At 76.0% G+C, this 17,857-nt stretch carries 17 protein-coding genes; 6 read left to right on the top strand and 11 right to left on the bottom strand.

Annotated elements, in window-relative coordinates:
* Position 1 precedes the first annotated feature (1 nt).
* A complete protein-coding gene (locus CNX65_RS18010; RefSeq protein ID WP_096494578.1) occupies positions 2-637 on the top strand; it encodes a hypothetical protein in 636 nt (211 codons plus the stop codon).
* 4 nt (positions 638-641) lie between these two features.
* Here the strand turns inward: CNX65_RS18010 and CNX65_RS18005 are convergent, their stop codons facing one another.
* Both CNX65_RS18005 and CNX65_RS18000 read right to left on the bottom strand, forming a co-directional pair.
* Positions 642-2,252: an AMP-binding protein gene (locus tag CNX65_RS18005; RefSeq protein ID WP_157767711.1), complete on the bottom strand. Its 1,611-nt coding sequence runs from the start codon at positions 2,250-2,252 to the stop codon at positions 642-644.
* A complete protein-coding gene (locus tag CNX65_RS18000) occupies positions 2,249-4,120 on the bottom strand; it encodes a glycosyltransferase (protein WP_096494574.1) in 1,872 nt (623 codons plus the stop codon). The genes CNX65_RS18005 and CNX65_RS18000 overlap by 4 nt, the downstream gene beginning before the upstream one ends.
* A gap of 212 nt (positions 4,121-4,332) precedes the next feature.
* On the opposite strand from CNX65_RS18000, the gene CNX65_RS17995 reads away from it, so the two are divergent.
* The gene (locus CNX65_RS17995) at positions 4,333-5,256 is read left to right on the top strand and encodes an alpha/beta fold hydrolase (protein ID WP_157767710.1); all 924 of its coding nucleotides are present in this window, start codon (positions 4,333-4,335) and stop codon (positions 5,254-5,256) included.
* A 108-nt stretch (positions 5,257-5,364) separates the two neighbouring features.
* Entirely contained in the window at positions 5,365-6,546 is a 1,182-nt protein-coding gene (locus CNX65_RS17990) for a S8 family peptidase (RefSeq protein ID WP_198320498.1), read from the top strand.
* A gap of 114 nt (positions 6,547-6,660) precedes the next feature.
* Here the strand turns inward: CNX65_RS17990 and CNX65_RS17985 are convergent, their stop codons facing one another.
* On the bottom strand, positions 6,661-7,701 hold the full coding sequence (locus CNX65_RS17985) for a glycoside hydrolase family 25 protein (RefSeq protein ID WP_232519889.1): 1,041 nt from the start codon (positions 7,699-7,701) through the stop codon (positions 6,661-6,663).
* 267 nt (positions 7,702-7,968) lie between these two features.
* On the opposite strand from CNX65_RS17985, the gene CNX65_RS17980 reads away from it, so the two are divergent.
* Complete coding sequence (locus CNX65_RS17980) at positions 7,969-8,457, top strand: GNAT family N-acetyltransferase (RefSeq protein WP_096494566.1); 489 nt, start codon at positions 7,969-7,971, stop codon at positions 8,455-8,457.
* Between the two features lie 12 nt (positions 8,458-8,469).
* Here CNX65_RS17980 and CNX65_RS17975 read toward each other — a convergent pair whose 3' ends face one another.
* Positions 8,470-8,970 carry a hypothetical protein gene (locus tag CNX65_RS17975; protein ID WP_232519888.1) on the bottom strand — a complete coding sequence of 167 codons (501 nt, stop codon included), beginning with the start codon at positions 8,968-8,970 and terminating at the stop codon, positions 8,470-8,472.
* 74 nt (positions 8,971-9,044) lie between these two features.
* Positions 9,045-10,244: an MFS transporter gene (locus CNX65_RS17970; RefSeq protein WP_096494564.1), complete on the bottom strand. Its 1,200-nt coding sequence runs from the start codon at positions 10,242-10,244 to the stop codon at positions 9,045-9,047.
* Positions 10,245-10,723: 479 nt separating this feature from the next.
* Here CNX65_RS17970 and CNX65_RS17965 point away from each other — a divergent pair, with 479 nt between their 5' ends.
* Positions 10,724-11,350, top strand: coding sequence for a uracil-DNA glycosylase family protein (locus tag CNX65_RS17965; protein ID WP_096494562.1), 627 nt, complete (start codon positions 10,724-10,726; stop codon positions 11,348-11,350).
* A 3-nt stretch (positions 11,351-11,353) separates the two neighbouring features.
* On the opposite strand, the gene CNX65_RS17960 is transcribed toward CNX65_RS17965, so the two are convergent.
* Positions 11,354-12,979: an ATP-binding protein gene (locus tag CNX65_RS17960; protein ID WP_096494560.1), complete on the bottom strand. Its 1,626-nt coding sequence runs from the start codon at positions 12,977-12,979 to the stop codon at positions 11,354-11,356.
* Positions 12,980-13,181: 202 nt separating this feature from the next.
* Between CNX65_RS17960 and CNX65_RS17955 the strand changes: the two genes are divergently transcribed.
* Positions 13,182-13,385 carry a hypothetical protein gene (locus CNX65_RS17955; protein WP_096494558.1) on the top strand — a complete coding sequence of 68 codons (204 nt, stop codon included), beginning with the start codon at positions 13,182-13,184 and terminating at the stop codon, positions 13,383-13,385.
* Between the two features lie 32 nt (positions 13,386-13,417).
* Here CNX65_RS17955 and CNX65_RS17950 read toward each other — a convergent pair whose 3' ends face one another.
* The 5 genes from CNX65_RS17950 to CNX65_RS17930 all read right to left on the bottom strand — a co-directional run bounded on the left by CNX65_RS17950 (position 13,418) and on the right by CNX65_RS17930 (position 17,853).
* Complete coding sequence (locus CNX65_RS17950) at positions 13,418-14,056, bottom strand: DedA family protein (RefSeq protein WP_096494556.1); 639 nt, start codon at positions 14,054-14,056, stop codon at positions 13,418-13,420.
* A gap of 152 nt (positions 14,057-14,208) precedes the next feature.
* Positions 14,209-15,357 (bottom strand): saccharopine dehydrogenase family protein, encoded by a 1,149-nt coding sequence (locus CNX65_RS17945; RefSeq protein ID WP_096494554.1) that lies wholly within the window; start codon positions 15,355-15,357, stop codon positions 14,209-14,211.
* On the bottom strand, positions 15,350-16,387 hold the full coding sequence (locus CNX65_RS17940; protein ID WP_096494552.1) for a saccharopine dehydrogenase: 1,038 nt from the start codon (positions 16,385-16,387) through the stop codon (positions 15,350-15,352). The genes CNX65_RS17945 and CNX65_RS17940 overlap by 8 nt, the downstream gene beginning before the upstream one ends.
* A 72-nt stretch (positions 16,388-16,459) precedes the next feature.
* Positions 16,460-16,681 carry a hypothetical protein gene (locus CNX65_RS17935; protein WP_177154612.1) on the bottom strand — a complete coding sequence of 74 codons (222 nt, stop codon included), beginning with the start codon at positions 16,679-16,681 and terminating at the stop codon, positions 16,460-16,462.
* Positions 16,682-16,803: 122 nt separating this feature from the next.
* Positions 16,804-17,853 carry a hypothetical protein gene (locus tag CNX65_RS17930; RefSeq protein ID WP_096494550.1) on the bottom strand — a complete coding sequence of 350 codons (1,050 nt, stop codon included), beginning with the start codon at positions 17,851-17,853 and terminating at the stop codon, positions 16,804-16,806.
* Between the last annotated feature and the right edge of the window lie 4 nt (positions 17,854-17,857).

The raw sequence follows: 17,857 nt of genomic DNA, 5'->3' as shown, positions 1-17,857 counted from the left end.
CATGGCAGACGGAGCACACGGGGTCGCGCTCGCCGAGCGGGCCGTCGAGTCGGTGCGGCGCGACCCGCACCGGTCCATGTTCGACTTCTACGACCACCCGTGGGTCGAGGGCGAACCCGAGCCCGCGCCCGCCGAGTGGCTGGCGGGCGCGACCTTCCCGTCCGGCAGACCGCTCCCGCCCAGCCTGCGCGCCTGGCTGGCCTTCGACACCGGCCTGCTGCGCCGCGAAGGCTGGTTCACCGACGACGGCGAGCTGTCCCCGCGCCCGCTCGACCGCGTCGCCACCGAGTGCTACGGCCCCGGCTGGGGCGAGCTGTACGCGCCGCTGGCCGGGCTGTTCCCCGAGTGCTTCCTGCTGCCCGGCGGCTCGGACTCGCGGCGCGTCTACGCGGTCGGCGAGCCCGACTCCACGGGGGAGCACCCGGTGCTCGCGCTGGACGTGGACGACCTGCCGTTCGTCGGCCTGATGTACCCCGGCTTCGACGTCTACCTCGCGGTCAAGGCCGGGATCGTGGACATCGGCGAGCTGACCTCCTACACCCAGCTCGCCGACCACCCCGTCTACGGCCCGAGGATGCGCGAGCACGCCCGGACGCGGTTCGGCGGGCGGCTGTGCGCCGAGTACCCGGAGTTCTGAGCGCTCACCGGTCCACCCAGCCCCGCACCACGTGCCTGCGCAGCTTCCCCGACCCGGTGCGCGGCAGCGCGGGCACGAACACCACCGCGCGCGGCACCTTGTAGGTGGTCAGCCCGGCGCGCGCGGCGGCCAGCAGCTCCTCCGCCAGGTCCCCGTCGTCCGGACCACCCTCCGCCTCACCACCCGAGCGCACCACGTACGCCCGCAACCCGCTCCGCCCGCCCTCCCGCACCGCGCACACCGCCGCCTCCACCACCAGCGGGTGCTCGGCCAGCAGCGACTCCACGTCCACCGGGTGCACCTTGATGCCGCCCACGTTCTCGATGTCGTCCGCCCGCCCGGTCACCACCAGGTAGCCGTCCGCGTCGCACGAGGCCAGGTCACCGGTCGTGTACCAGCCCGGCTCGCGCCCCGGCCCGCCGTCCGGCCGCGCGCCCGCGCTCACCGTCGGCCCGCGCACCTGCAACCGCCCCACCACGTCCGCCCCGACCACCGCGCCCGGCTCGTCCACCACCCGCACCGCGTACGGCGGCAGCGCCCGCCCGACCGTGCCGATCCGGTGCGCGCCCGCCGCGTTGGACGTGAACGCCTGCCCCACCTCGGTCGTGCCGATCCCGTTGAGCAGCCGCTCGCCCAGCAGCGCCCCCAACCGGCGCTCCAGCGACAGCGGCAGCACCTCGCCCGCCGTCACCGCCAGCCGCAGCCCCGCCAGCAGCCCGCACGTCGGTTCGGTCAGCAGCCGCGAGTAGAACGTGGGCACCGAGAACAGCACGCTCACCCGGTGCTCGTCGACGAGCGCGAGCGCCCGCGCGGCCTGCGGCGGCCCCGGTTCCAGCACCGCGCGGCAGCCCGCCAGGAGCGGGTAGAGCAGTGAGTTGCCCAGGCCGTAGGCGAAGTACATCTTGGACACCGAGTGCACCACGTCGTCGGGCGTCAGCCGCAGCACGGGGCCGCCGAACGCGCGCTGGTACACCAGCGGGTCGGCGTGGGCGTGCGGGCACAGCCGCGACGCGCCGGTGGTGCCGGAGGTGAACAGGGCGTAGGCGGGGTGCTCGTCCGGCAGCGCGGCGGCGGGGACCGGGGGAGCGGGGAAGTCCAGGTCGGCCGGGGTGCGCGCGGCCAGTTCGGGCACGTCCCGCGCGCGGCAGAGCACCAGCGCGGCCTCGGCGGCGGTCAGGCAGGCCGCCAGCTCGCCCCGGTGCAGCCGGGGGTTCACCGGCACCGCGACCGCCCCCAACCGCAGCACCGCCAGGAACAGCACCACGAAGTCGACGTCGTCGTCCAGCACCAGCACCACCCGGTCGCCCACCCGCACGCCCAGCGCCGCGAGCGCCGCCGACCGCGCGGCGGCCCGCGCGTGCACCTGCCCGTGGGTGACCCGCTCGCCGCCGCACTCGAACGCCACCCGCCCCGACCAGCCGTGCTCGACGGCGCGGGCGCGCAGCAGCTCGGCGAGGTTGTTGCCGTGCGCGGCGAGCTCCTCGGCGACACCCGGTCCCGGAACCGCCGCGAGCACCCCGGCCGCGAGGGGCTCCCGCGCGGGGGAGCCCACGCCGGCTGCCCGCCCGTCCGCCGCCGAGCCCACCCCGGACCGCGCGCCCGTCCGCCCGCTCACGCCGTCACCCACGCGAGCCGGGCCGCCAGCACCGAGCCCAGCGCCACGACGTCCGTCAGCGGCGCCGGGCCGCCGCGCAGCAGCGCCACGAAGTCCTCCAGCGCCCCGTCCGGCCCGTCGAACGCGGGTTCGGCGGTCAGCTCGCCGTCCGCGCCGGTGATCACCACCCGCAGCGACCGGGCCCCGCGCCCCGCCTCCAGCACACCGGGCACCCCAGCCGCGCGGACCCGCGCCCGCGTCGGCCCCAGCCCCGCCACCAGCTCGACCGGCCCGCCCAGCGCCCGCTCCGCGGCGTCCAGCACGTCCAGCGCGGGATCCCCGCCGGGCGCGCGCACCCGCGCCACGAACGACGTCGGTGCCCCGATCCGCCCCTCGGCGACGGCCTTGCCGAGCGCGGCCAGCTCCGGGTGGTGCGCCCACGGCAGCAGCACCGAGCAGCGCGCCTCGGCCGTCCGCGCCCGCCCCAGCAACCCCGCCAGCTCGGCGGGGCCACCCACCAGCGGGGCCTCCAGCAGCGCGTGGCTGCCCCGGCGCAGCGCCAGCTCCGCCAGGTCCAGCCGATCGCCCACGACCCCCTCGGCGGGCACCAGCTCCACGGCGTCCCGGTCCTCGCGCAACGCCCACCGCACCCCGTGCTCGCGCGACCGCCGGGCCAGCTCGCCCGCGTCCCGGTCGGACACCCCGGTGATCCGCACCCCCGGCGTCGCGGCCAGCGCGGCGAGCGAGGCCCGCGCGCCCAGCACCGACACCCGCACGTCCGCCCGCCCGAGCCCGGCCAGCTCCCGGTCGCTGGTGAAGAACCCGGCGCCGGGCCCACCCGCCGCGCCCGCGGGCCCCGTGCCCGGTTCCGCCGCGACAGCCCCCGCGCCGCCACCCGCCGGGCCGCCGCCGGGGCCCGCGCCACCCGCCGCCCCGCCCGCGCCCGCCAACCCGACGCCGCCCGCGCCCGCCAACCCGACGCCGCCCGCGCCCGCCAACCCGACGCCGCCTGCGCCTCCGGAGCCCTCCACCCACGCCCTGGGCGCGTCCAGGTCCCGGTAGTCCTTGCGCACCGGCACCCACGCCAGCTCCGCAGGCCCGTGCCGCGGCCCCTCGGCGAACTCCCGCGCCCACCGCGCCCGCAGCACCCGCGTGTGCCGCTTCCACACCGCCAGCTTGTCGTGCCCGACGTGGTTGAACGTGGTCCCCTCGAAGTGCCGCGCCACCACCGCCCCGACGAACCGCACGCCCCCACCGGCCGCCCGCAGCCGCAGGCACAGGTCCACGTCCTCGCACAGCGGCACCGGGTCGAACGCCTCGTCGAACCCGCCCACCGCCCGGAACGCCGACCGCCGCACCATCAGCGCCGCCGTCGGCGCCCACGTCTGCTCCCGCCGCGCCCGGTGCCGCGCGGACACCGGCTGCCCGCGCCCCACCAGCCCGATCAGCCCGTTCGGCGTCGACCCGCCGCCCGCGCACTGCACCAGCGACAGCTCACCGGGGTAGCACAGCAGCGGCGACACCGCCGCCAGCCGGGGCTCGCCCGCCAGCTCCGCCGCCAGCACCTCCACGAGCCCGGCGTCGTCCACCAGCACGTCGTTGTCCAGGAACAGCAGGAACTCCCCGCGCGCCGCCGCGGCCCCCGCGTTGCGCCGCTCGGCGCCACCCCGGTCGTCCGGGAAGGACAGCACCACCACCGGCCGCCCCAGCTCCTCGCCGAGCCCGGCGAGCAGCGCGGCGGTGCCGTCGGTGGAGCCGTTGTCCACCACGACCAGCTCCCACTCGCCGGTGGCGCGCGCCAGCGAGGCGACCAACCGGCGGGTGTGCTCCACCCGGTCCCTGACGAGCACGACGATCGAGACCAGACCCGAAACCGAACTGGGTTCCACAGTTCGCCCTTCCCGATTCCGACCGCTCGGGGTACAAGGTGGGAACCCGACGCGGGTGGTGCTCCGGAACTGTCAGCCGTGCGCCATCCGGTGCGCGAAAGGGGAAAAGCGGGGATTCCGCCGGCGGAGCGGACAGCGCTGATCGCGGTCGAGCTTAGGGCCGGCGCCACAGGCGCACCATCCACCAATCGGCAGACCACGGGAGAATGCGGATGACCGATCTCGGAACACCGCCGGGGCCGCGTGAGCTCACCTCCGGGCGGCAGTTCTCCGGGCCCGTCCGGACGGCGTTGTTCTGCCACGCGGCGGGGTTCACCGGTCTGGTGCTGCGGGCGTGCGCGACGCGCGTGCGGACACCGCTGCGGGCGTTCGCTCCGGACCTGCGCGGGCACGGCGGCGCGCCCCCGCTGCCGCCCGGCGCCAACTGGTCGGTCTTCGCCGACGACGTGCTCACCGCCGCCGCCCGGCTCGGTCCCGGCCCGCTGATCGGGGTCGGCCACTCCCTCGGCGGCACCGCCCTGCTGCTGGCCGAGGCCGCCGCGCCCGGCACGTTCGACCTGCTCGTCTGCCACGAACCGATCCTGGTCGACCCCGTCCGCGACCCCGCCCGCGACACCGACGACTCGTTCGCGCGCTCGGCCGAGCGGCGCCGCGCGGTGTTCCCGTCGAAGGCCGCCGCCCTCGCCCGCTACTCGGCCCGACCGCCCCTGTCGGAGCTGCACCCGCAGGCGCTCGCGGACTACGTCGACTCCGGGTTCGCCCCCGAACCCGGCGGCGGCGTCCGCCTGTGCTGTGCGCCACAGGACGAGGCGCGGGTGTACCGGGCTGCGGCATCCTGCCGGTGGCGGGAGGCGCTCGCGCGCGTCGCCTGCCCGGTCGTGCTCCTGCGCGGGCAGAACTCGCCGGTGGTGTCCGCCGAATCGCTCGGCGCGGCCACTTCGGAACTGCGCAGCGCCACCGCGCGCACCATTTCCGGAATGGGCCACCACGGTCCGCTCACGCATCCCGCCGCATTCGCCTCCGCGCTCGACGAGGCGATCGGATCGGCACTTCCCGGCGGCCTTCCGGACCGGTCGGGAAACACGTTCCGCGACGCACCTACCAATGGCGTGGGCCAGGTGGTTGACGAGTATTGACCAAGGTCAACCGGCTCTCCACGCTCGAGGTTGACCCGACGACCGGGTGAAATGTCTGATCCGAAAACCCTGCTCGGATCGGCCCGGCCGCGGTCAGAAGGAGCGAACGTGCGCCCTGCCAGAACCTCCTTGGCCGTCCTCGCCGCCACCGCGGTGGTCGCCGCCACCGCCACCACCGGTGTCGCCACCGCAGCCCCCCAGCTGGCCGCCCTGGTCTCCCCGAAGACCGGCGGCGCCGTCCAGCCCGTCAAGGACTCCTACGTCGTCCTGCTCAAGGACGGCGCCGCCGAGGCCCGCACCCTGTCGGCGGCCGAGGGCATCACGCCGAAGCACGTGTGGAACGAGGCGGTCAGGGGCTTCTCCGCCACGCTGAGCCCCGACCAGCTCGCCGAGGTGCGCCGCAACCCGGCCGTCGCCCTGGTCGAGCAGGACGTGGTGGTCACCGACCTGCTCGACGCCACCCAGGCCAACCCGCCCTCGTACGGCATCGACCGGATCGACCAGGTCAGCCTGCCGCTGTCCAGCAGCTACACCTACAACTCCACCGGCGCCGGCGTGCACGCCTACGTCATCGACACCGGCATCACCACCACGCACGCCGACTTCGGCGGCCGGGCCACCTTCGACTACAACGCCATCGACACCAACAACACCGACTGCTACGGCCACGGCACGCACGTGGCGGGCACCGTCGGCTCGGCCACCTACGGCGTCGCCAAGGGGGTGCGGCTGCACGCGGTGAAGATGATGAACTGCTCCGGCAGCTCCACCACCACGGCGGCGGTCAACGCCATCAACTGGGTCACCGCGAACGCCCAGCGCCCGGCGGTGGCCAACACCTCCTGGAACTTCACCGCCTCCGCCGCGCTGGAGACCGCGATCCGCAGCATGATCTCCTCCGGGGTGTTCCTGGCGACCTCGGCGGGCAACACCGCGGCCAACTCCTGCGACCGCCTGCCCCGCAAGGTCGAGACGGCCACGGTCGTCGCGTCCTCGGACAGCGCGGACGCCCGCTCCACCTTCTCCAGCACGGGCGCGTGCGTGGACCTGTACGCGCCGGGCACCTCGATCCGCTCCACGCTCAACACCGGCGGCGACGGCCTGATGAGCGGCACCTCCATGGCGACCCCGCACGTGGCGGGCGTGGCGGCGCTGTACAAGGCGACCTACGGCGACGCGCCGTCGGCGACGGTGCACGACTGGCTGAACAGCAAGGCCACCCCGAACAAGATCACCAACGGGGCGACCGGCGGCACGGCCAACCGGCTGCTGAACACGGCCGGCCTCTGAGCCTGCGCCTGCCCTGAGCGAGGGCCCGCGCCCCACGCGGTCGTGGGACGCGGGCCCGGTCCGCCGAGGTGGGTGGGATACCGCCGCCCGGCCACCACCCGCCGCACCGCCGCGCTAGGCGGTCGGTCCCTGCGCGGGCGGCTGCCCCACCGGGGGCTCGGTCACGGGCGGCTCGGTCACCGGCGGCTGGGGCGCGGGCCTGCTCGGCTCCTGCGCCAGCGCCACCAGCTCGGCCAGCACCGCGGGCGGCAGCTGGCTGCGCAGCACCTGCGCCTGCCGCCGCGCGCTCAGCCCCTCCTTGTTGGTGCGCAACGAGGCCAGCAGGTTGGCCTCCTCCTCGGTGAGCCCCTCCGAGTGCGCGTCGAGCTTGACCTCCACCCGCCGCGCGGTCGCCTCGGCGCCCTGCGCGCTCCACATGCCCTGGATGGTGTTGTTGATCAGCGACCGGTCGGGCTGGCCGTCGCCGTCGGTGTCGTACCGCCGCTGCTCGATCTCGTTGACCACCGCGGAGGCGATCTCCTGCGCACTGGGCATGTTGTCCCCTTCGAGTAGGTCCTGGAGCTCCTGGCGGGTGCCCCGGTAGGCGTTGCCGTCGATCCGCCCGTTCGGGTAGTTGGCGACGGCCAGCGACGAGGTGAACTGGGCGATCTCGGTGCGCAGCCCGCCGAAGCTGGGCCAGTACTCGCCCCCGAGGGCGAACTGCTCCTTGCGCCGCACCACGTTGTCCGGGTAGCGCGAGTGCCACAGCGGGGGCAGTCCCGACAGGTCCGGCGAGCCCATGCGGCCCGACCAGTACCACTGCGGCAGGTAGATCAGCGGCGACCCGTACCCGGAGGCGCGGGCCTGGTCGACGAAGCCCCGGATGGCCCCGAGCGAGCCCGCGCCGTCCTCGATGTCGAGCAGCAGCGGCACGTCCGTGCCCACCACCGCCCGCACGTTCCCGAGCTGCCCGCCCACGTCGTCGCCGCGCATGTAGTGGTACGCGGCGACGAGCATCCCGGCGGACCGGGCGCGGGCGAGCTGGTCGTGGTAGTTCGGTGAACGCCAGGTGGAGCCCTCGGTGGCCTTGATGAAGGCGAAGTCGAAGCCCTCGGAACGCGCGGCGGCGAAGTCGAAACCCGGCTGGTATGCGGATACGTCGACTCCGTAGATCACGGGCGACCTCCTCGTGGGGTCGGTGGCAGGGGACGCGCTTCTTGGTCGGATACGTACCCGGAGGCCGAACGGATCAACAGACAACGGCTCCAAAGGCCGCGCCCGATCGGGTGCGAATGGTTTTGAGACGCACGCGCAGGGGGTTCAGCGGGCGCGTCCGTTAGGGGGTCGGAGGTGGTGTGGCGTCAGGGGAGCGGCGGGTGGGCAGTAGGGTGCCCGGCGTCACGCTGATTTCCGCGTGAACCGGAATTTCCCTGGGGTGGTGCGGTGGAATCCCTGCGCGAAGCGGTGCCCGACGACGTCCCGGCGCTGCGCGCCTTCGCGGAGGACTGCGTCCGCCCGCACTACGCGTCGCTCATCGGCGTGGAGGCGGCGGCCGGTCAGGTCCGCGCGTGGTGGAACGAGAAGCGGCTCGGCGCGGCGATCGCGGACGGCCTGGTGGTGGTCGCGGTCGACGGCGACCGGGTGGTCGGCGTGGCCCAGCGCGGGCGCAGCGGCGAGGACCACGCGGTGTACAAGCTCTACGCCCTCCCGGAGTTCCGGGGGCGGGGCTTGGGCGTGCGGCTGCTGGCGGCGCTGACCGAGGCGCTGCCGGACGACGCGCGGTGGCTGCACGTGGAGCACTTCGAGGCGAACGGCCGCGCGGGCGCGTTCTACGAGCGCGAGGGGTTCGCGGTGCGCAAGGTCGAGCCCAGCCGCGACGGCGATCCGGCGCTGGCGATCGTGTGGCGGTCGCGCGAGGTCGTGCGGGGCTAGCCGGACAGGGGGCTAGTCGGCCTGGTCCGGCTCGGACTGGCGCGGGCGGCGCAGGTTCCACAGCGGGAGCGCGTGCAGCGCGGTGAGCACGCGCTCCTCCAGCGCCACCGCCCCGGCCCGGTCGGGGGTGACCGACCAGCACACCCACAGCCCGGCCTCCCGCAGCGCCAGCGCCGCCCAGCCCTTCGCGGTCAACGGGGTCCCGGCGCGCAGGGCGGCCAGGCGCTCCACCAGGAAGCCCTCGTCGGCCAGCGCGCGGTCCAGCACGGCCCGGCCGAGGCCGGAGACGGCGGCCTTGCCCGTGGTGTAGGCGGTCATCCGGCCGCGCAGCCCCGCCCCGCGCCGGTCCCCGGCCATGCCCGCGTACACCGGTCCGGTCGCGTCGGCCACCAGGTACGCGCCCGGCCGCCGGGGAGCGGCGGCGGGCAGCGCGTCGAACGCCGTCCAGTCCGACCAGGTGGCCAGCGCGGCCACCGCCCCGGGAAGCCGCGGCGCCGTTCGCAGATCGCCCATGACCGCCCACGGTGGACCACGCGGGCGCGCGCCCCTCCGAAGAACCGCGGAACTCCCCGGATCGGGGGAGAACCCTACGCCGAGGCCTGCGCCCGCCGCTCCACCAGCGCCGACACCCCGACCACCGCCAGCCCGGCCACGCTCAGCGCCACCCCCACCCAGGCGGTGGACACCAGCCCCCACCCGGCCGCGATCGCCAGACCGCCCAGCCACGCCCCGGCCCCGTTGGCCACGTTCAGCGCCGAGTGGTTCGACGACGCCGCCAGCGACGGCGCGTCCGGCGAGGCGTCCATCAGCCGCACCTGGAGCGCGGACGCCAGCACCTGCGAGACGAACCCGATCAGGAACACCAGCGCGATCGCCGCCACCGGCCAGGACGCCAGCAGCCCGAACAGCACCAGCACCAGCACCATCACCGCCATCGACCCGAGCACGCTGCCCGCCACCGACCGGTCGATGAAGCGCCCGCCGAACGTCGCGCCGATCGTCATGCCCAGGCCGAACACCGCCAGCACCCACGGCACCGCGGACTCGGCCAGCCCGGTCACCTCGGTCGTGATGGGCGAGATGTACGAGTACACCGCGAACATCCCGCCGAACCCGACCATGCCGGTGGCCAGCGCCAGCCACACCGGCAGCCGCCGGAACGCCCGCAGCTCCGCCGCCACGCTCGCGTCGCGCGGCGCGGCCACCCCTGGCAGGGAGCGGGCCAGCGCGAGCGCCGTCACGACCTCGATCGCCGCCACCGCCAGGTAGGCCGAGCGCCACCCGATCTGCTGCCCGGCGGCCGTCGCGGCGGGCACGCCCACCAGGTTTGCCACGGTCAGCCCGACCATCACGCGCGCCACGGCGGTGCCGCGCCGGTGCGCGGGCACGAGCGCGGCGGCGACGACGGCGGAGATGCCGAAGTACGCCCCGTGCGGCAGCCCGGCGAGGAACCTGGCCGCCAGTAGCGACCCGGTGTCCCACGCGACGGCGGACAGCCCGTTTCCGACCGCCAGCGCCGCGGTCAGCGCGATCAGCAGCCCCTTGCGCGGCAGCCGCGCGGCCAGCCCGGCGATCAGCGGGGCGCCCACGACCACGCCCAGCGCGTACAGCGTGATCGCGTGCCCGGCGGCGGGGATGGAGATGGCGAACGTCTCGGCGACCTGGGGGAGCAGGCCCATCGTCGCGAACTCGGTGGTGCCGATGCCGAAGCCGCCGAGGGCGAGCGCGGTCATCGCGGCTCCGGACCCTCGGGCGGGCGTGGTCTGCGCGGGCGCGGTGACCGTCATGGGGCTGGGTTCTCCAGGGGAAGTGGGCCCGAGTCGGCGCTGACCGGCGACCAGTTGTCCGTTGGTGGTTGAAACGATTTTAACCGTGAGGATCATCCCACCTGTGCACGTCGGTTGTCACGGGGTTCGGGAAGCCGTTGCCCCCGAGCCGGTGCGGCGCCCGTCCCACCCGCGGAGCGCCCCGAGCTGCTCGGACACCGGAACGACGAGTTCCTCGACTTCCGGCACTTCACCTGGCCCGACTCCCTGGGCCACGCCTACCGGTGGGTCCACGTCGGCTGGTTCGCCCTGACCGCCCCCGACGCGGGCGACCACGAGCGGTTCCGCGACGACCACGCGGGCGGCGGTGGCGCTCGTGGCGCCCGCCGACGACTGACACCGGGGGACGCACGGGAACCGCCGCCGCGCACCGCAGAAGTCGGGTGTGCCGGACCGCGCGGTGTGGGTGACTGGACGCCCCGCACCCCCCGGAGGCACCCGTGGAACGCGCCAACGCCGATCCCGCCGTCGTCGCGGCCAAGCACGCCCGCCTCGGCGAGCCGCACGTCGCCCCGCTGGTGGCGCTCGCCGACCGGATCGCCGCCGCCGAGGGCCTGCCCGCGGGCGCGGTCCCGTACCCCGACCCGGACTTCGGCGGGGTGCGCGCCCGCGCGCTGGTCCTGCTGGACAACCCCGGCCCGAGGGCGAAGGCGGGCACCGGGGGGTCCGGCCTGCTCAGCGTCGAGAACGACGACCCCGCGGCCGCCCGCGCCCACGCCGCCTACGCCTACCTGGGCGTCGACCTGGGCCAGTGCCTGCACTGGAACGCCTGCCCGTTCCCCACGGTCAAGGACACCTCCACGGCGGGGGAGCGGGCGAGGGCCGCGCGCTGGACCGGCGAGCTGCTGCGCCTGCTGCCCGCCCTGGAGGTGGTGGTGCTGCTGGGCCGCGCAGCCGAGGACGGCTGGGCCAGGGTGCGCCCGCGCCGCCCCGACCTGCTGGTGCTCTCCGGCCCGCACCCGTCGAACCGGGGCATCAACGCCGTCGCGGGCAACGCCCAGCTGTTCGGCGCCACCATGCGCGCCCTGGCCGAGCGCCTGGCGGAACCGCCGCGCGCCACCGGCTGACCCTCACCCGCCTGAGACCCGCAGCGCCTCGGCCTCGCCCCGCGCCGACCCCGTCCGCCGGGCCAGCTCCAGCGCCTCGGCCGCCCGCGCCGCCCCCTCGGCCGCGTCGCCGAGCGCGTGGTGCGCGGCGGCGAGCCCGAGCAGCGCCTCCAGCTCCCACACCACGAGCCCCTGCGGCCTGCTCACCGCCACCGCGCCCGCGAACGCCTCCCGCGCCCCCGCCAGGTCCCCGGTCCCGACCCGCACCCGGCCCCGCGCCACGAGCGCCGCAGCCTCGCCGTCCGCGTCCCCGACCCGCCGGGCGTCGGCCAGCGCCGCCGCGCACACCGCCAGCGCGTCCACGGCGTGCCCGCGCGCGACCAGGAACCCGGCCACCGCGCACCCCAGCCGCCAGCTGTCCGGCGCGCCCGCCACGAGCGCCGCCGCGACCAGGTTCTCCCGCTCGGCCGCGAACCACCGCCCGGCCAGCTCGGCGTCCGCGAACCGGGGGAGCGCGGCGGTCCGCTCGGGGAAGCGGGGCCGGGGCACGAGCGGCGCGACCACGTCGGCGGCCCGTCCCGCCGCGTCCCGGTAGAACCCGACCAGCCGCCCCAGCGCCGCCCGCCCGGCGCCCTCGGCCTGCTCGGCCACGTGCGCGCGCACCAGGTCGTGGAACCGGTACCGGCCGGGGGAGGGGCGTTCCAGGAGTCCGGCGGTGGCGAGCAGTTCGAGCCGCGCCAGCGCGCCGTCCCTGGTCCCGCCCACCAGCGCCGCCGCAGCGCTGGGCGTGAAGTCCGGTCCCGGCGCGAGCGAGAGCAGCCGGAGCGCCTCCCAGGCGCCCGCGCCGACCGCAGCCTCGGCCCGCGCCAGCACGGCGGCCACCGGGGAGCGCGCCTCGGGGTCGAACCACCCCTGGCCGCCGGGCGTCGGAACCCCGCCGGGCGCGGCCCCGGCCACCCGCAGCGCCAGCGGAACCCCGCCGCACAACCCGATCAGCTCGGCGGCGTCCGCGACCACCCCGCCCGCCACCGCGGTGAGCACCGCCTCGGCCCCGCGCTCGTCCAGCGGCCCGAGCCGGAAGCCGCGCACGGGCAGGTCGGGCAGGTCGTCCCGGCAGGTCGCGAGCACCGGCGCCCCCTCGGCCAGGACCGGTCGCACCTGCGCGCTCCCGGTGATCCCGTCCAGCACCACGAGCACCCGCCGCCGCGCCCCGCCCAGTGCCCGCAGCCGCGGTCCGGGGGAGCCCTCGCGCGGTCCGACCCGCAGCACCCCGTCGGGGAAGTGCTCCCGCACCGCCTCGACCACCCGCTCGACGAGCGCGCTCTTGCCGATCCCCGCGCTCCCCGACACCACCACCGACCCGCCGTCCAGCACCAGCCGGGCCAGCTCCCGCACCTCGTCGTCCCGCCCGGCGAACACCTCGCGCAACGCCACGTCCCAGAGCGCCCCCACGTCCCCGGCGGTCAGCACGTGCCCACCGCCTGCGCTCCGCACGAGCTCCCCGCCGACCACGTCCCGGAGCCCCGCCACCGCGCCCGTGACGTCCCCGGAGGGCAGCCGCGCGGCCACCTCCGCGTCGGGGACGACCCGGTTCGCCTTGAGCAGCAACGCCACCAGCACCGCCCGCTGCTCGGCCGACAACGCCACCACAGCGCTGATGCTAGGGCGGCCGGAACCCCGGCGGGCCGCGTGTTGCGCGCACCTCGGGGTCGGCCGGACGGGCCAGCGGCGAGGGCTGTTCGCGCAGGTCGGACGCGGCGGGGTGGCCCGCCCGCCGCGGCGTCGGAGCCCGCTGCCAGGCCGGGGGAGGGGAGACCCCGACCTCTGGGAATTATTCGGAATAATTCCTTCAGTGTTGACCGAAACCAACGCCTCGGCTCTAAAAGACGTCCGGAGCGGTGTTCTTCTGGCCTCGGCGAGCAGGAGAGGTGAGTTCCGCGCTCAGCAGCTGCCGACCGGCGACGAGACGGGCGATCAGCGCGTCGATCAGCTCAGCGAGGAGCGGACGGCACCGGCGTCCGCGCTCACCTTGCCGCACGGCTCGCGCTCCAGGTAGGTGCTCGTCGCGGGCTGGGCCTGCGGTGCGGTTCAGGAGGCGCCTTCCTCCCGCACCCCGTCGCCCGCCACGTCCCGGTTCAGCTTCCACCGCACCAGCAGCGCCACCCCGATCCCGGCCCCCACCGCCACCACCAGCCCGATCCACGAGAACCGCTTCAACCACGTCTCCGCCACCACCCCCAGGTAGTGCACCGCGTACGTGGTCCCCGCCGCCCACACCACCCCGCCCCCGGCGTTGGCCGCCAGGAACTTCGGGTACGCCATCCGCATCGACCCGGCCAGCGGCCCGGCCAGGATGCGCAGCAGCGCCACGAACCGCCCGAAGAACACCGCCCACGCCCCGTGCCTGCCGAAGAACTCCCGCGCCTTCCCGACGTGCGCCTGCCCGAAGTGCTTCGGGAACCTCCGCCCGGCCCAGTCGAACAGCCTCGGCCCGCCGCGCCTGCCGATCGCGTACCCGACGCTGTCCCCGACGACCGCCCCGCCGGTCGCGGCCACCGCGATCCACAGCGGGCTCAGCTCGTCGTGCTGCGAGGACATCAGCGCCGCCGTCACGAGCACGATCTCGCCCGGCAGCGGGACCCCCACGCTCTCCACCCCGATGACCAGCCCGACCACCAGGTAGACCAGCAGCGGCGGGATCGTCTCGAGCAGCTGCTCCACGCTCACCGGCGCACCTCCTTCACCCGAAAAGCCTACGCGGGTGACGATCGGCCACCCCGGACAGCGCGAGAGGGGCCCGCGCGGCGCGAGCCCCTCTCGGACGGGTGACAGATCGTCGGGTGGCAGATCAGCGGGTGGACGGATCGGCGGGCGTCGGATCAGCGGGAGGTGAAGCGCACCCCGTGCTCGGCCAGGTACCCGAGCCAGCGGCGCGCGGCCTCCGGGTCGGTGGTCGCGGTGTGCGTCCCGGCGGGCGTGCGGCCCTCCAGGACGTCGAGCACCCCGCGCGCCAGGGTCGTGGACACGGTGCGGGCCATCGCGCTGTCGGTGTCGTCGCCGACCACGTCGAGCACGTGCTCCCCGCGCCACTCCCGCCCGTCGTCGGCCCGCACCTGGAGCGCCACGGCCAGCACCACCCGATCCCGGTCGGCCGGGGTGGTGGGGTAGCGCTCGGCCAGCTCGTTCGCCAGCGCGGTCAGCCGGGCGTCGTCGGCGGCGCGCAGCTCGGCGAACACCGGCTCCCACGCGGCGCTCCAGCCGCTGTTGCGGATCGTGCCCCGGACGAACACCTCGGGCCGCCACGCGTCGGGCACGCCATACGCGCGCACGTACGGCACGCTGTCCCGGTTGGGGTAGACCTCGAACTCCTCGCCGCCGAGCACGTGCGTCCGCACCGCCTCCCACGGCCGCTCGGCCACCCGCTCGACGCCGTCCTCGACGTACCGGGCGCGGCCGAGCAGGGCGGTGAGGACGCTGCGGGGCGCCCAGCTGAAGCGGTAGCGGAACTCGTTGGGCACGGCGGGCAGGCCGCCGCAGTACGAGGTGAACGTGATCGAGGCGGGGGTGTCGGCGCCCAGCTCGGCGGCGGCGCGGTCGAGCAGGTCGTGGGCGAGCAGGTGGTCGGAGCCGGGGTCGAGACCGGCCTCGGTGAGCACGACCAGGCCGCGCGAGGCGGCGTCGGCGGCCAGCTCGGCGATCTCGGGGGAGAGGTAGCTGGAGCTGGCGAAGTGGGCGCCGTTGTCCAGGCACACGCGCAGCACGGCCGGGTGCTCGGGCGCGGGCAGCATGGACACCACGACGTCGCCGGGCCCGACCTCGGCGGCCAGCGCCTCGGTGCTGTGGGCGCGGGTCCGGACCGCGCCGGTGAGGCCGAGTTCGGCGGCGCGCTGGTCGGCGCGGGCGGTGGTGCGGCCCCAGACGAGGACCTCGCGGGCGGCGCGGGCGAGCTGGCGCAGGCCGTCGCCGGTGGACAGGCCGACGCCGATCCAGTGGACCCGGCCGGATGCGGGGGTGGTGTGCTCAGGCATGGTCGGCCTCCAGGGCGGCGACGGTGGTGTGGAAGCGCTCCGCGCAGCGCCGCCACGGACCGGAGTCCAGGTCGAGCAGGTGGGGGAGCAGGTCGCGGGAGAAGTCGGCGCTGGACTCGGCGGCCAGCAGCGAGGGCAGGTTGTCGATGGCGATCAGGTCCAGCGGGTGCTCGCCGCCGCGCAGGCGCAGCACGGGCTCGTCCCAGGTGGTGACCTCGTCGTAGACGGGCAGCAGGTTGTACGGGCCGCCCGCGTCGCAGCTGACGTCGCCGACGCCGCGCAGGGCGCGGGGGGCGTCCAGGTCCTCGGGGCGCAGGAGCGGTTCGGCGGGGCCGGTGGCGAGGACGGCGTTGACCAGCAGGTCGTGCCCGAGCAGCGCGGCCCGGTCCAGGGTCCGGGTCTCGGCCAGGTCCCACCCGGTGACCTCGGCCCCGGCGACGGCGAGCGCGTCGCGCGCCCCGCGCCCGCAGCGCCCGAGGGCCCCGACGACCAGCGCGGTGGGCCTGTGCCCGTCGTGCGCGCGCAGCGCGGCGTCCAGCTCGGCGCGCCCGGTGGGCCGCAGCGGCGTCGGCAGCGCGCCCCGGTCGTGGAGGACGGTGAGGGCGGCGCCGAGGTATCCGGCCCAGTAGCCGAAGGCGGTGAGCCTGCGCCCGTCGTCGTCGGTGAGGTACTCCAGGTCCAGCAGCGCGCCACCGCCCGCCGCGAACCGGCCGAGCAGCTCCCGCGCGCCGGGCTGCCCCTTGTAGGCGTGCCCGAAGAACACGTGCCGGTGCGGCAGCCGCTCCGGCAGGTCGGGCAGTTCCTTGAGCCCGACCACCACCACGTCCGGGGGCGCGTCGACCCACCCGCCTGCCTCGACGACGCGGCAGCCCGCGGCGGCGTAGTCGGCGGTGGGGAAGACCCGCCGCGGCGAGTCCTCGACGGTGACCTCGGTCCCGGCGTCGACCAGGGTCTTCGCGTCGGCGGGGGTGATCGGGGCGCGCTGCTCGGTCGACCGGACCTCGCTGCGCAACCACAGGCGCGTCGTCACCGGTTCTGGGTACAAGACCGGTGCTGAGCGCGTCAAATCGCCCCGACGTGTCACACCTTCACCCCGGTGGTGTCACGCAGGCGGAGGCGGTTCCGGCCAGGACTGCGGGGCGGGGCCGAGGACGACGATCCCCTGCTTGGTGCCGTACCCGGTGATGAAGTTCCTGCCCGGCACCTCGTTGATCTGCTTCAGCGTCCCGGCGGGCACCCTGGTGACGAGCTGGCGGGCCCAGTGCTGGCCGGTGCGCTCGGCGGCCTTGCCGATGGTGCTGGAACCGGATTGCCCCAGCAGCACCCGATGGCCTTGTCCAGCAGGTCGAGCACCGCCTGGCCCCGCCCGCTCAGTGCTCGGGGCGGATCGTCGGGGTCTTCAGGGGTCACGTCCAGCTCCTCCGGGTTGTCCTGACGGCCACGCGCTCACCCCGCCGACGGCAACCGCCCGTCGCACAGCGGGTCCGTGGCGCCCTGGGGGACCTTCGCGGGCAGCAGCCAGTCGAGCGCCGGGTGCTCCACCAGCCACCCGTGCACGGTCACCGGGCTGCTCGGGATGCGCTGCTCCCCTGGGCACAGCACCTTCGACTCCACGTGGTCGTTGCGGATGAACTGCACGTCCCCCCGCGCGTCCAGCACGGTCGTCGCCGTGTCGTCCACGGTGACCACGTTGCCCAGCACCACCGCCGTGCGCCCGCGCGCCTCGGGTTCCAGCAGCAGCGCCACGGACGGCAGCACCGGCGCGCGCAGGAACAGCGCCAGCAGCAGGAACGGCGTTCCCAGCGCCCCCGCCAGGGCCAGGGCGTGCGCGGTCGCGGGCCCCGACCTCGGGGGGAGGGGGCCGGTGAGCAGCGGGGCGAGCAGGGGCGGCACGAGCAGGCAGGCCACGAGCGGGAAGTCGCCCGTCGCCGCCGCGTCGAGCGCCGCCGGGGTCAGCAGCGCCAGCTCGGTCACGCCGACCGCCACGGGCAGCAGGAAGCACACCGGCCACACCAGGTCGGCCCGTCCGCGCAGCCTCGCCCGCAGGCCCGCGATCGCGCACAGCAGCATCAGCGCCAGCGGCAGGAACCGCACCTGCCACACCAGCAGCGCCCACAGCCCGGCCAGCGCCACCACCGGCCCCGGGACGCGCTCGGCCGCGATCTCCAGCCTCGACCGGGTCGGCCTGCCGCCGCTGACCAGGGAGATCAGGCCCAGCGCGTGCGCGACCAGGACGATCGCGGGCGGCACCTCCAGCAGGCTGAACACCAGCGAGGTCGCCAGCTCCACCGGGTGCACGTTCTGCACCAGCAGCAGCATGGTGTTGAGGTCCTTGCCGCTCAGGTGCCAGAGCTTGAGCACGAGCAGCACGATCGGGAAGGCGGGCACCAGCGCGAGCGTCCACTGGGAGGCGTCGCGCTGGGCGTCGGCGGTGGGGCGGGTGGCGGCCTCGGCGGCGAGGGCGGCGTCCGAGGCCGCGCCGGGGTCGGCGCTCATCCGG

The sequence above is a fragment of the Actinosynnema pretiosum genome, from assembly GCF_002354875.1.
GTDB classification, from domain to species: domain Bacteria; phylum Actinomycetota; class Actinomycetes; order Mycobacteriales; family Pseudonocardiaceae; genus Actinosynnema; species Actinosynnema auranticum.
Note: the sequence above shows the minus strand (reverse complement) of the source record. Positions and strands in the feature narration are given on the sequence as shown.